This is a genomic window from Micromonospora sp. R311 (assembly GCF_056780015.1).
Genome location: NZ_JBSWCE010000009.1, coordinates 159,484 through 173,420 on the forward strand (window position 1 = coordinate 159,484; position 13,937 = coordinate 173,420).

Sequence of the window (13,937 nt, forward strand, 5' to 3'; positions counted from 1 at the left end):
ACCGGTGGCCGGAGCGCCGGCCGGCCTCCCTCCGCCCGCTCCCGCCAGACAGGTGCCCGATGACCGACGGCCCCCGTGAACAGCGCACCCCGCGCGCCGTTGCGATCCCCGCGCTGACCGACCCCGACCGGCTGCGGTCGCTGGACGAGACCGGCCTGGCCGCCGCGCCGGACGAGGCGTTCGACCGGTTCGCCCGGCTGGTCGGCGACCTGCTCGACGTGCCGGTGGCGCTGGTCTCCCTGGTCTCCGCCGACCGGCAGTTCTTTCCCGGGGCGGTCGGCCTTCCGGAGCCCTGGGGCACCCGCCGGCAGACCCCGCTGAGCCACTCGCTCTGCCAGCACGTGGTCGACCTCGAGACGCCGATGGTGCTGCCGGACGCCCGCCTGCACCCCCAGGTGCGGGACAACCTGGCGGTGCCCGACCTGGGCGTGGTCGCGTACGCCGGGATGCCGCTGACCGATCTGCAGGGGCGGGTCCTCGGCTCGCTCTGCGCCATCGACAGCAAGCCCCGCGACTGGACCCCCGGCCAGCTGCGCACGCTCGCCGACCTGGCCGCCGCCTGCTCGTCCGAGCTGCGGCTGCGGATCGCGCTCGACGGCGCCGAGCAGGCCCGGCAGCGGGCGGAGGAGGCGCACGACCGGTTGGCGCTGCTGGCCGGGTTGAGCGAGACGCTGGCCGGAACCCTGGACCTGACCACCGCGCTCGGCCGCCTCGGCGACACCATGGTCCCGCTGCTGGCCGACTGGTGCCTGGTGACCCTGGTCGGCCCGGACGGGACGCCCCGGGAGGTGTTCGCCACCCACCGGGACCCGGCCCGCGCGGCGGACGTGGCCCGCTTCGCCGAGCTGATGCGCACCCGGCTCGCCCCGGAGTCGATCACCCGCGCGGTGCTGCGTACCGGCCGGCCGGTGCTGGGCAGCGACGGCACCCTCGGCGACGTCCGGCGCGGCACGATCGGGCCGGAGATGCCGGAGATCGCGGCCCGGGCCGGCTTCGCCTCCCACCTGAGCGTGCCGGTCAGCGACGCCGGGCGCGGCCGGGTGCTGGGCTGCATCACCCTGGTCAACGGCCCGGGGCGGCGGGCCTTCGACGACGGCGACCTGCTCACCGCGCTGGACGTCGGCCGCCGCGCCGGGCAGGCGATCGGCAACAGCTCGATGTACGGCGAGCAGCGGCACGTCGCCCACGTCCTGCAGCACAGCATGCTGCCGAAGCTGCCGGCCACCCGGGACCTGGAACTGGCCGCCCGCTACCAGCCGGCGGCCGACCGGGTGGAGGTCGGCGGCGACTGGTACGACGCGTTCGTCCAGCCGGACGGGGACCTCGTCGCGGCCATCGGGGACGTCGCCGGCCACGACATCGAGGCGGCGGCGACCATGGGGCAGCTGCGCAACCTGGTCCGGGGCAACGCCTTCGGCCGACCGGACGCTCCGGGCGAGCTGATGACCCACCTGGACGGGGTGATCCGGGGGCTGTGCATCCCCACCGCCGCCACCGCCACCCTGGTCCGGTTCCGGCGGGACGACGCGGGCGGCTGGTCGGTCAGCTGGTGCAACGCCGGGCACCCCGCCCCACTGGTGGTATGCGCCGACGGGAGCGTCCGGGCGCTCGCCGGCCCGCCGGAGCCGCTGCTCGGCCTGGCCCGGCCGGTGCCCCGGACCACCCGGACCACCGGGATGGCCCCGGGCGACACGCTGCTGCTCTACACCGACGGCCTGGTGGAACGCCGGGACCGCTCCATCGACCACGGCACGGCGGAACTGCTCGACCGGCTGGCCGGCACCCACGGCCTGCCCCTGGCCGAGCTCTGCGACCTGCTGCTGGCCGCGGCGCCGAGCCGCGAGGACGACGTCGCGCTGCTCGCCGTTCGGGCCCGTTGACCCGCACGGCGCGGCGTCGGGCCCGGTTTCCGGCCGTCGGCGGGCTAACCTTGGGCCGGTGAGCGCCCGTCCCCCGTACCCTCGCACCCGCCGCCTCCGGGCGGCCCTCGCGGCGCCGTGCGCGGCGCTGCTGCTGGCGGCGACCGGCTGCAGCTTCGGCGAGCCGGAGCCCGACCCGGCCGGCGAGCCGCCCAACCTCCCCACGCCCTCGGCCTCGGCCAACCAGGGCGGGGCCGGCCAGCAGGTGGTCACCACCGTGCTGGCCAAGGGGCTGCGGGTGCCGTGGGGCATCGCCTTCCTGCCCGACGGCGGCGCGCTGGTCACCGAGCGGGACACCGCCCGGATCCTCAAGGTCGGCCCCGAGTCGGGGCCGGACGGGCTGAAGGTCACCGCGGTGCAGACCATCGCCGACGTCGCCGCGGCCGGCGAGGGCGGCCTGATGGGGATCGCGGTCTCCCCCGACTACGCCAAGGACCGGGCAATCTTCGTCTACTACACCACCGAGCGGGACAACCGGATCGTCCGGCTCCGGCTCGGCGAGGAACCGACACCGATCCTGACCGGCATCCCCAAGGCCGGCATCCACAACGGCGGCGGGCTCGCCTTCGGCCCGGACGGGCGGCTCTACGCCAGCACGGGGGACGCCGGCGACCGGCCGCAGTCGCAGGATCCGAAGCGGCTCGGCGGCAAGATCCTCCGGATCACCACCGACGGCAAGCCGGCGCCCGGCAACCCGTTCCCCGACTCCCCCGTCTGGTCCTTCGGGCACCGGAACGTGCAGGGCCTGGCCTGGGACGCCGGCAAGCGGATGTACGCCGTCGAGTTCGGCCAGAACACCTGGGACGAGATCAACGAGATCACCAAGGGCCGCAACTACGGGTGGCCGCAGGTCGAGGGGCGCGAGGACGACAAGCGCTTCGTCAACCCGATCGTCCAGTGGCCGACCTCGGACGCGTCCTGCTCCGGGATGGCGGCGGTGGACCGGGTGCTGGTCACCGGGTGCCTGCGCGGCAAGCGGCTCTGGCTGGTCGAGCTGACCGACACCGGCACCGTCCTCGGCCAGCCGCGGGAGCTGCTGACCAACCGGTACGGCCGGCTCCGCGCGGTGGCCGCCGCCCCGGACGGATCGCTCTGGGTGAGCACCTCCAACCACGACGGGCGGGGTGACCCGGCGCCGGAGGACGACCGGCTGCTGCGGCTGGTCTTCGCCGACGGCGGGGCGGGCCGGAGCTGACAGCACGCGGGTTTGTCAAGATCCTCAACTGGGCAGGTCGGTAACTCATGGACGGGCAGCAGAACGAGCAGCACGGGACCGGGGACGAGGAGACCCCGGCGACCGGCCGTGTCCCCGACGTGCCGTTCGGCGCGCGGCCGGGCACCCGGACCAGTTGGCGTCGCCCGCTGCGCATGCTGGGGGTGACCCTGGCCGTGCTGGCGGTCACGCTGGTCGGGGTGGTGATCGGGGTGCTCGCCGGCGGGCGGGTGAGCACCGACATCGGCCCGTTCCACGCCGACCTGCGGGTCGCGCCGGCGGCCAGCGGGAGCACCACCGTCGACATCCCGCCGCTGGGCGCGCTGCTGCTGGACAGCCACGACGGACCGACCCACCTGACCGTGGAGCTGGGCGCGCTCGACCAGGGGCGCACCCAGGCGCTGCTCGACGACCCGGCGAGCATCAACCGGGCGAGCCAGTCCGCCGTCGACGACGTCCGTGAGGGGGTGATGCGGCTCGGCCTGCGTACCGTCGCCTCCGCCGTGCTGGTCACCCTGGCGCTCGCCCTGCTGGTGTTCCGGAACACCCGGCGGGCGGCCTGGGCCGGCACGCTCGCGCTGCTGGTCACCGGCGGCAGCCTCGGCACCGCCGCGGCCACCCTACGCCCGCAGGCGATCGAGGAGCCGCGCTACGAGGGGCTGCTGGTCAACGCCCCGGCGATCGTCGGTGACGCGCGCCGGATCGCCAACGACTACACCCGCTACGCCGAACAGCTCCAGCGGCTCGTCGGCAACGTCAGCCAGCTCTACACCACCGTGTCGGCGCTGCCGGTGTACGAGCCCGCGCCCGACACCACCCGGGTGCTGCACGTCTCCGACATGCACCTCAACCCGACCGGCTGGCAGCTGATCCGCACGGTGGTGGAGCAGTTCGGCATCGACGTGGTGATCGACACCGGTGACATCACCGACTGGGGCAGCGAGCCGGAGGCCAACTACGTCGGGTCGATCGGGCTCTTGCGGAAGCCGTACGTCTTCATCCGGGGCAACCACGACTCGGGCCGGACCGCCGCCGCGGTGGCCCGGCAACCCAACGCGATCGTGCTGAACAACAGCACCACGACGGTCGCCGGGCTCACCATCGCCGGCATCGGCGACCCGCGCTTCACGCCCGACAAGAACACCTCGCCGGCCGGCAGCGGCCTCACCAAGCAGGTCGCCGAACAGATCATCGGCGTCGGCGAGCAGCTGGCGGCGACCGTACGCAGCTCGCCGCGGCCGGTGGACATCGCGCTGGTGCACGACCCGGCCTCCGCGGGTCCGCTCTCCGGGACCTGCCCGCTGGTGCTCGCCGGGCACACCCACAACCGGCAGGTGTCGAAGCTGCCGGAGCTGGCGGGGAAGATGCCGACCCAGCTGATGGTGCAGGGCTCCACCGGCGGCGCGGGGCTGCGCGGCCTGGAGGGCGAGAAGCCCACCCCGCTGACCATGAGCGTGCTCTACTTCGACAAGGACAAACTGCTCCAGGCGTACGACGACATCACCGTGGGCGGCACCGGCCAGGCCCAGGTGAACCTGGAGCGGCACATCGTGGAGGACCCGAAGGCGGGCGCCCCGGTCCCGGTCACCCCCACCCCGACCCGCTGATCCGGCCGGGGACGCTCGGTGGCACCGGACGGGCGGTCGCGGGCCGGCTGAGGCCAGGATGCCGGGCGGGCTCGCGCGGTTGCCGGAAACGTCACCGACGGTGACAACCTCCGACCACCACACCCACCACCCCGGATCCTTTGCTCTGCTTCACCATACGCACAGGTCACATAGCGTGACGGAGGTGCGACGACCGCTCCACCCGGGCCCACCGAGAAACGCTGGTCACCGACTGTTGCGTCGGTTGAAGCAGCGCAAAGCGCGCGGTGAGGGGTGGTCTGGGATGGGCTGGCGGTAACCACCGGTTACCGAACGGTCTCATCACTCTGGGCGAGCGACGGCGCAGGCCCGGCCGGACGCAGGCCCGACCGAGCGTGAGCACGGCGGGGCGTGGGCACGTCGTGCGGTGGTCGTGCGGCCCGGCCAGCGCTCGGACCACCGCCGACGGGGCGGAGCCAGGGCCCAGGTCCGGATCAGCGCAGGGAGAGAGCGGCGAGAGCGGCGTTGACGATGCTGCCGGGGAGCAGGTCGTGCAGTTCGTACAGCTCTCCGACGCTGCCGGACTGGCCGAACTCGTCCACTCCGAGCGGCACCGCCGGGGCGCCGAGCGCCGACCCGAGCCAGGCCATCGCGTGCGAGGCGGCGTCGTGCACGGTCACCACCGGCACGCGGTCGGCGAACGCGGTGCGCAGCGCGCCCGGCACGCTCGGCACGGTGGCCGTGCGGACGCCCTGGCGCAGCGTGCGCTGCCAGGCCCGGTAGAGCCGGTCCAGGCTGGTCACGTCCACCACGTGGGCGGCGATGCCCTCCTCGGCGAGCTCGGCCGCCGCCGCCAGCACCTCCGGCAGCACCGCGCCGGAGGCGGCCAGCTGCACCACCGGGGCGTCCGCCAGGTGCGGGTACGCCTGGTGCGCGTCGACCAGCCGGTACGCCCCGGCGACCGCCTGCCGGCGCAGCACCGCGTCGCCCAGCCGGGCCCGGGCCGCCTCGAAGGGCGCCTGGTCGATCGGGCGGGTGCTGAGCCGGAAGTAGTAGGCCCCGTCCTCGGCCGGGGCCGCGGTGGCCGAAGGGGTCGTCCCGCCGGCGATCTGGCCCAGCGCGTCGCAGAGCAGCCAGTCCAGGGTGGTCGCGTACGCCGGTTCGAGGAAGGTCACGCCGGGCAGTTCCAGGCCCACCGAGGCGGTGATGGTGGACTGGTGGGCGCCGCCCTCCGGGGCGAGGGTGATCCCGGACGGGGTGCCGGCGACCACGAACCGGGAGCCGGAGTACGTGCCGTACAGGAAGGCGTCCAGGCCGCGCAGCACGAACGGGTCGTAGACCGTGCCGACCGGCAGCAGCGGCTGGCCGGAGAGGTCCCAGGCGAGGCCGAGCTGGCCGAGCAGCAGGAACAGGTTCATCTCCGAGATGCCCAGCTCGATGTGCTGGCCCGCGGGGCTCTCGGTCCAGCGCAGCATCCGGTCCTCGGTCCAGGAGCGCTGTTCCGTCGGGGCGAACACCCCGGTCTTGTTGATGAAGCCGGCGAGGTTCGTGGAGGTGGCCACGTCCGGGGCGGTGGTCACCAGGTAGCGGCCGACCTGCGGGTCGCGGGCCAGGTCCACCAGCACCCGGCCGAAGACCTCCTGGGTGGAGATGGGCTTGTTGGCGCGTACCCGGGTGCTCTCCGGGACGGTGACCCCCAGCGCCCGCTCACGCGGCGCGCGGGACAGCGCCTCCCGGCGCTCGCCGGCCCGGATGCCGGCCGGGGACGCCGGGTCGAGGCGGTCCCACTCGGTCTCCGGGGTCAGGCCGTGCGCGGCGCGCAGCGCGTCGACCTGCTCGGTGCTGAGCAGCGCCGAGTGGTTGCGCGGGTTGCCGGCGATCGGCAGCCCCCACCCCTTCACGGTGTAGGCGAAGACCACGCTGGGCCGGTCGGTGACCGCGTCGCACTGGGCGTACGCGTCGAGCAGCGCCGCCAGGTCGTGCCCGCCGAGGTCGGTGACCAGCGGCCCCAGCTCCTCGTCGGGGATGTCGGCGATGAACGCCGCGATCCCGTCCGGCGCGCCGTCGAGGAACTGCTTGCGCAGCGCCGGCCCGGCGAGGCCGAACAGCGACTGGTACTGCTCGTTGGGCATCGCGTCGATCCAGGCCCGCAGCGCCTCGCCGCCCGACCGGGCGTACGCCTCGGCGAGCCGGCGGCCGTACTTCACCTCGACCACGTGCCAGCCGGCCGCCTCGAACTGCCCGCGCCACTGGTTGATCCGCACCCCGGGCACCACCCGGTCCAGCGACTGGCGGTTGAAGTCGACCAGCCACATGACGTTGCCCAGCCCGGTGGTGGCCGGGTCGGCCACCGCCTCCCAGATGTTCCCCTCGTCCAGCTCGGCATCGCCGATCAGGGCGACGAACCGGGACCGCGGGCGGGGCCCGAAGTGCGCGTCGACGTAGCGCCGGGTGGCCGCGGCGAACAGCGGCGCCGCCGCCCCCAGCCCCACCGAGCCGGTGGAGAAGTCCACCTCGTCGGGGTCCTTCGTGCGCGACGGGTACGACTGGAGGCCGCCCCGGGCGCGCAGCCGGGTCAGGTAGGAACGGTCCAGGTTGCCCAGCAGGTACTGGATGGCGTGGAACACCGGCGAGGCGTGCGGCTTGACCGCCACCCGGTCCTCGGCGTCCAGGTGCGCGAACCAGAGCGCGGTCATCGCGGTGACCAGCGAGGCGCTGGACGCCTGGTGCCCGCCGACCTTCACCCCGTCGCCGGTGTCGCGGTCGTGGTTGGCCGCGTCGACGATCCGGGTGGCGAGCCAGAGCACCCGGCGCTGGATCTCGTCGAGGACCTCCAGGTCGGTGCGGGACGGCTGGTCGTTCACGGTGGCTCCATCCAGGCGTCGCCGTTGACGCCTCGCGAGGGGTGGGGTGGCGCTGGCCGGCTGGCCGGGGTGGGTCAGGCCTGGGCGCCGAGGCGGGACAGGATCAGCTCGCGGACGGTCTTGGCGTCGGCCTGGCCGCGGGTGGTCTTCATGACCGCGCCGACCAGGGCGCCGGCCGCCGCGACCTTGCCGCTGCGGACCTTCTCGGCGATGTCGGGGTTGGCGGCGATCGCCTCGTCCACGGCGGCGGTGAGCGCGCCGGTGTCGGAGACCACCTCCAGGCCCCGGTTGTTCATGATCTCGGTCGGGCTGCCCTCGCCCGCGACCACGCCCTCCAGCACGGTACGGGCCAGCTTGTCGTTGAGCTTGCCGGCGTCCACCAGGCCCTGCAGCTCGGCGACCTGCGCCGGGGTGGCCCCGACGTCGGCCAGCTCCACGCCGGTCTCGTTGGCCCGCCGGGACAGCTCGCCGAGCCACCACTTGCGGGCGGCGGCCGGGCTCGCCCCGGCGGCCACCGTCTGCTCGATCAGCTCGACGGCGCCGGCGTTGAGCACCGACTGCATGTCCAGGTCGGACAGGCCCCACTGCTCCTGCAGCCGGCGCCGGTGCAGCCGGGGCAGCTCCGGCAGGGCGGCCTTGAGCTCGGCGACCCAGGCCGGGTCCGGCGCGAGCGGCACCAGGTCCGGCTCCGGGAAGTACCGGTAGTCGGTCGCGGTCTCCTTGGACCGGCCCGGGGTGGTGTCCCCGGTGTCCTCGTGGAAGTGCCGGGTCTCCTGGGTGATCCGGCCGCCGGCGTCGAGGACGGCGGCCTGCCGCAGCATCTCCGAGCGGACCGCCCGCTCGACCGAGCGCAGCGAGTTGACGTTCTTGGTCTCGGTGCGGGTGCCCCACTCCTGGCCGGGCAGGTTCAGCGACGTGTTGACGTCGCAGCGCAGCGAGCCCTCCTCCATCCGCACGTCGGAGACGCCCAGCGAGCGGATCACGTCGCGCAGCTCGGTGACGTACGCCCGGGCCACCTCGGGGGCGAGCGCCCCGGTGCCGGCGACCGGCTTGGTGACGATCTCGACGAGCGGGATGCCGGCCCGGTTGTAGTCGACCAGCGACTCGGTGGCGCCGTGGATCCGGCCGGTGGCGCCGCCGACGTGCAGCGTCTTGCCGGTGTCCTCCTCCAGGTGCACCCGCTCGATGCCGATCCGCACCAGCTCGCCGTTCACCTCGACGTCCAGGTAGCCGTCGGCGCAGAGCGGCTCGTCGTACTGGCTGATCTGGAAGTTCTTCGGCATGTCGGGGTAGAAGTAGTTCTTCCGGGCGAACCGGCACCACTCGGCGATGGAGCAGTTCAGCGCCAGGCCGATCCGGATGGTCGCCTCGATGGCCGCCTTGTTGGCCACCGGCAGCGAGCCGGGCAGGCCCAGGCAGACCGGGCACACCCGGGTGTTCGGCGCGCCACCGAAGTCGGTCGGGCAGCCGCAGAACATCTTGGTGTTCGTGCCCAGCTCGACGTGGGTCTCCAGGCCGATCACCGGTTCGTAGCGCGCCACGACCTCGTCGTACGCGGGCAGTGTCGTCGTCATCGGTGCTCCTGCCTCACAGTGCCGGTGGGGTGAACGTGCCGACGGCGCTCTCCAGCGCGGCGGCGACCCGGTACATCCGGTCGTCGGCCATCGTCGGGGCCATGACCTGCAGGCCGACGGGCAGCCCGTCGGAGAGTCCGCACGGCACCGAGATGCCGGGGCCGCCGTACAGGTTGGTCGGGATGGTGAACAGGTCGGCCAGGTACATCTGGTAGGGGTCGGAGGTGCGCGCCCCGATCGGGAAGGCCACGAACGGGGTGGTCGGCGAGATCAGCGCGTCGACCTTGTCGAAGGCGGCGGTGAAGTCCCGGGTGATCAGGGTGCGGACCTTCTGCGCCTGCCCGTAGTAGGCGTCGTAGTAGCCCGACGAGAGCGCGTACGTGCCGATCATGATCCGGCGCTTGACCTCGGGGCCGAAACCGGCCTCCCGGGTCAGCGACATGACCTCCTCCAGCGACCGGTTGCCGTCGTCGCCGACCCGCAGGCCGAACCGGACGCCGTCGAACCGGGCCAGGTTGGAGGAGCACTCGCTCGGTGCGATCAGGTAGTACGCCGGCAGGGCGTACCGGAAGTTCGGGCAGGACACCTCGACGATCTCGGCACCCAGCTTGGTGAGCGTGTCGACCGACTCGCGGAACGCGGCCATGACGCCCGGCTCGGCGCCCTCGCCGACGAACTCGGTGACGATGCCGAGCTTCACCCCGGTCAGGTCGCCGGTCGCGCCGCGCTTCGCCGCCGCCACCACGTCCGGCACCGGCTGCGGGATCGAGGTGGAGTCGGCCGGGTCGTGCCCGCCGATCACCTCGTGCAGCAGCGCCGCGTCGAGCACCGTACGGGCACACGGGCCGGGGGTGTCCAGCGACGAGGAGAACGCCACCAGGCCGTAACGGGAGGTGCCGCCGTAGGTCGGCTTCGCCCCGACGGTGCCGGTGACCGCGCCCGGCTGGCGGATCGAGCCGCCGGTGTCCGAGCCGATCGCCAGCGGCGCCTCGTACGCGGCCAGCGCCGCCGCGCTGCCGCCACCGGAGCCGCCCGGGATCCGGCTCAGGTCCCACGGGTTGTGGGTCGGGCCGTACGCGGAGTATTCCGTGGAGGAGCCCATCGCGAACTCGTCCATGTTGGTCTTGCCGAGCATCACCGTGCCGGCCTCGCGCAGCCGCCGCACGATCGTCGAGTCGTACGGCGGGCGCCAGCCCTCCAGGATCTTCGAGCCGACGGTGGTCGGCACGCCCTTGGTGGTGAGCACGTCCTTGACCGCGACCGGCACCCCGGCCAGCGGGCCGAGCCGCTCGCCCGCGGCGCGGCGCTCGTCCACCGCGCGGGCGGCGGCCAGCGCGCCCTCGGCGTCCACGTGCAGGAAGGCGTGCACCCGGTCGTCGACCGCGGCGATCCGGTCCAGGTGGGCCCGGGTGACCTCGACGGCGGAGGTCTCGCCCGCCGCCACCAGGCCGGCGATCTCCGTCGCGGTCATTCTGGTCAGATCGGTCTGGGTCATGACGCCACATCCTCATCCAGGATCCGCGGTACGCGGAACCGCTGCTCCTCGGCGTCGGGCGCGCCCGACAGCGCCTCCTCCGGGGTCAGGCACGGCGTCACCACGTCCTCGCGCAGGACGTTGGTCAGCGGCACCGAGTGCGAGGTCGGCGGAATGTCCGCGGCGGCGACCTCGCCGACCTGGGCGACCGCCTGGAGGATCACGTCGAGCTGGCCGGCGAAGGTGTCCAGCTCCTCCTCCGTGACGGCGAGCCGCGACAGTCGCGCCAGGTGCGCGACCTCCTCGCGGGAGATGGCGGCCATCAGTGCCCCCTTCGTGACTGTGCTGCTTCCTCCGGGCGGTGTGCCACGCGGCGGTGGAGCGTGACGCGCGGTGACCGGAGCGAGTCTATTGTTCCGCCCCGGCGGCGCGTCCCCGACTCCCCCTCCCGCCGCCGGTCGGACGTCCGCGCGGCGGGCGGGGTCACCGGGTCGGGCGGCGCGGCAGGTCACCGTCCGGGCCGCCGACCGGCCGCACCGGGCGGTAGCGGGCCAGCCAGCCGACGAGTTCCTCGGCCGGCATCGGGCGGGCGTAGAACCAGCCCTGCGCGGCGTCGCAGCCGGCCGCGTACAACATCCGCCAGGTCCGCTCGTCCTCGACCCCCTCGGCGACCACCCGCAGCCCGAGCGCCCCGGCCAGCTCGATCATCGACCGGACGATCGCGGCGTCGTCGGCGTCCTCGGCCATCCCGAGGACGAACGAACGGTCGACCTTGACCTCGGAGAGCGGCAGCCGGCGCAGGTGCTGCAACGACGAGTAGCCGGTGCCGAAGTCGTCCAGCGCGATGCCCACCCCGATCCGGTGCAGCCGGGCGATGGTGGCCAGCACCCGGCGCGGGTCGGCCATCAGGGCGCCCTCGGTGATCTCCAGTTGCAACCGCTGCGGCGGTACGCCGTACCGGGCGAGGCGGTCGGCGATCTGGTCGGCGATCTCCCCGGTGTGCAGGTCCCGGACGCTGACGTTCAACGCGGCCCGCAGCCCGATGCCGGCCGCCGACCACTTCGCGAGCTGCTCCACCACGTCGTCGACGACCCGCCGGGTGAGCAGCCGCATCACCGCGCTCTGCTCGGCCACCCGGATCAGCTCCTCCGGGTCGACCATGCCCCGCCGTGGGTGCCGCCAGCGCAGCAGCGCCTCGACGCCGACCACCTCGCCGGTGGCGATCGCGATCTGTGGCTGGTAGTACATGGTGATCTCGCCCGCGTCGGTGGCCGGCGCCGCGGCCTGGGCCGCCCCGGACGTTGGCCGGGCCGCGCCGTTGCGGCCCGGCAGCGACGCCGGGCCGCCGGGCCGCGCCCCGCCTCCCGGTTCCCGCTGCGGCCACCCGGTCTCGGCCGCCGGTCGCCGATCGGCAGTGGAGGCACCGCCCCCCCGCTCGCGCGGCGGCCGGTCGACCGAAGGGTCGGCGCCGCCTCGGCGCCGGATCGGGTCCGCGCCGGTGAGGATCCGGGCGATCAGTTCGTCGTCCTGGTGCGCCGGGTCCGGCCGGTGCCGCCGGCGCCGGGTCCACCACCGGCCGGCGGAGCGGCCGTCCGTCGTGCGGCGGGCGGTCGGCCCGGGCCCGGTCGCCGCCGGGTCGTCCGGCGTCCCCCCCACGCCGGGCACGGTCACTGCCGTGCCGTCTGGCACCGCCTCGGCGCCGGGCAGGGTCGCGGGCAGGGTGGCGCCGTCGCCGCCGCGCGCCCCGGTCGGCCCGACGGCCGATCCGGGCCCCGCCGGGCCGGCGTCGGCCCGGCCACCGGTGGACGGGCCGACGCCGGCCGGGTCACCGGTGGACGGGCCGGACTCCAGCACCCGGCGCAGGTCGGCGAGGAGCCCGAGCCGCTCGGCGGAGTTGTGGTCGGACTCGGCCGCGTACACCGCCACCGTGTCGTTGCGGTGCTTCGCGTCGTACATCGCCACGTCGGCGTGGCGCATGAGCGTGGCGAAGTCCTCGCCGTGCTCGGGGAAGAGGGCGATGCCGATCGACCCGCCGACGTCCAGCGGCAGCCCGTCCAGCGACACCGGCTCGGCCAGCGCCCGCACCACCCGGTCGGCCAGGTCCCGTGCCTGCCCCACGTCGGTGAGCCCGGTCATCACGATGGCGAACTCGTCACCGCCGAGCCGGGCGACCATGTCCGGCTCGCCGACCACCGTGGTCAGCCGGGCGCTCACCTCGACCAGCAGCCGGTCCCCCACCGCGTGGCCGAGGGCGTCGTTGACGTTCTTGAACCGGTCCAGGTCGATCAGGAGCAGCGCCAGGTGCGCGTCCGGCTCGCCACGCGCCGCCCGCTCGGCGTGCCGGTGCACCTGTTCGCCGACCTCGGCCAGCAGCGCCTTGCGGTTGGGCAGGCCGGTGAGCGGGTCGAGGGAGGCCACCTGCTGCTGCTCGACGGTGAGTCGGGCCATCCGGTACACGGCGAAGAGCGGCACCAGCACCAGCGGGATCAGCGCGGCGCTGGCCCGCGCCGCGGCGACCAGCACCGGAGCCAGCAGCAGCAGCGAGCCGGTGGACAGCAACTCGAACGGCAGGCCCTGTCGGGCGGCGGGCCACCAGCGGTCGCCGAACCGCAGCCGGACGGCCGCGCTGACCAGGCCGTAGTTGACCACGAACCAGGCCAGCGTGGCGCCACCCACCGCAGCCACGTCGGCCGCGTGCAACCGGCCGCTCTCGAAGATGCCGTCCGGGCCGAGCCGGGTGACGCCGTACGCGGCGGCCAGGGCGCAGGCGTACTGGCCGGCGTTGAAGGCGGTGCGCCACGGGGCGTGCCCCATCCGCCAGCCGGAGGCCAGCACCGCCACCGCCTGCACCGCCACGGCCGGGCCCAGCCCCCAGCCGAGCAGGATGGCGAAGGTGAAGCAGGTCGACGGGAAGACCGCGGAGGACTGCCGCCGGCCCGGCGGGACGAACGGGCGGGCATCGCAGCCGACCGCGAGCACCGCCATCGTCCAGAACGCCGCCGGCAGCCCCGACACCCGCTCCGGCAGCGCGGCCAGCGGACCCGCCGAGACCAGTACGGCGAGGGCGAGCACCGCGGCCACGAAGGCGGAGAACGGGCCCGCTCGTCCAGGTGGGACGGAGTTGCGCGGATCGGCGGTCTCCATCACACCTCCCGGGACGACGTCGCGGCGCGCGTTCACGCGCCGTGCACCAATGAAACGCCCTCGGTGCCGGGTTCCCCGGTACGACAGTCACGAATCGGTCGTACTCGTAATTAAGTTGGTATACGCGGCCAGGTGCCCGCAAGATCCCCATCCGTCCCGATGG

At 74.4% G+C, this 13,937-nt stretch carries 8 protein-coding genes; 3 read left to right on the top strand and 5 right to left on the bottom strand.

The window, feature by feature from the left end; all coding sequences use genetic code 11:
• Positions 1-59 precede the first annotated feature (59 nt).
• The 3 genes from AC1WTP_RS10310 to AC1WTP_RS10320 are packed head-to-tail and all read left to right on the top strand — an operon-like array spanning position 60 to position 4,739.
• The gene (locus AC1WTP_RS10310; RefSeq protein ID WP_481648990.1) at positions 60-1,880 is read left to right on the top strand and encodes a SpoIIE family protein phosphatase; all 1,821 of its coding nucleotides are present in this window, start codon (positions 60-62) and stop codon (positions 1,878-1,880) included.
• A gap of 58 nt (positions 1,881-1,938) precedes the next feature.
• Entirely contained in the window at positions 1,939-3,114 is a 1,176-nt protein-coding gene (locus AC1WTP_RS10315) for a PQQ-dependent sugar dehydrogenase (RefSeq protein ID WP_481648991.1), read from the top strand.
• A gap of 47 nt (positions 3,115-3,161) precedes the next feature.
• Positions 3,162-4,739 carry a metallophosphoesterase gene (locus AC1WTP_RS10320; protein WP_481648992.1) on the top strand — a complete coding sequence of 526 codons (1,578 nt, stop codon included), beginning with the start codon at positions 3,162-3,164 and terminating at the stop codon, positions 4,737-4,739.
• Between the two features lie 473 nt (positions 4,740-5,212).
• On the opposite strand, the gene AC1WTP_RS10325 is transcribed toward AC1WTP_RS10320, so the two are convergent.
• From AC1WTP_RS10325 to AC1WTP_RS10345, 5 genes are all read right to left on the bottom strand, one after another.
• Complete coding sequence (locus AC1WTP_RS10325; RefSeq protein ID WP_481648993.1) at positions 5,213-7,582, bottom strand: transketolase-like TK C-terminal-containing protein; 2,370 nt, start codon at positions 7,580-7,582, stop codon at positions 5,213-5,215.
• Positions 7,583-7,656: 74 nt separating this feature from the next.
• Positions 7,657-9,156, bottom strand: coding sequence for an Asp-tRNA(Asn)/Glu-tRNA(Gln) amidotransferase subunit GatB (gatB, locus tag AC1WTP_RS10330; protein ID WP_481648994.1), 1,500 nt, complete (start codon positions 9,154-9,156; stop codon positions 7,657-7,659).
• Positions 9,157-9,169: 13 nt separating this feature from the next.
• Positions 9,170-10,651: an Asp-tRNA(Asn)/Glu-tRNA(Gln) amidotransferase subunit GatA gene (gene gatA, locus AC1WTP_RS10335; protein ID WP_481648995.1), complete on the bottom strand. Its 1,482-nt coding sequence runs from the start codon at positions 10,649-10,651 to the stop codon at positions 9,170-9,172.
• The gene (gene gatC, locus AC1WTP_RS10340) at positions 10,648-10,953 is read right to left on the bottom strand and encodes an Asp-tRNA(Asn)/Glu-tRNA(Gln) amidotransferase subunit GatC (RefSeq protein ID WP_088995614.1); all 306 of its coding nucleotides are present in this window, start codon (positions 10,951-10,953) and stop codon (positions 10,648-10,650) included. Before gatC ends, gatA begins: the two co-directional genes overlap by 4 nt.
• A gap of 160 nt (positions 10,954-11,113) precedes the next feature.
• Positions 11,114-13,774, bottom strand: coding sequence for a putative bifunctional diguanylate cyclase/phosphodiesterase (locus tag AC1WTP_RS10345; RefSeq protein WP_481648996.1), 2,661 nt, complete (start codon positions 13,772-13,774; stop codon positions 11,114-11,116).
• Positions 13,775-13,937 lie beyond the last annotated feature (163 nt).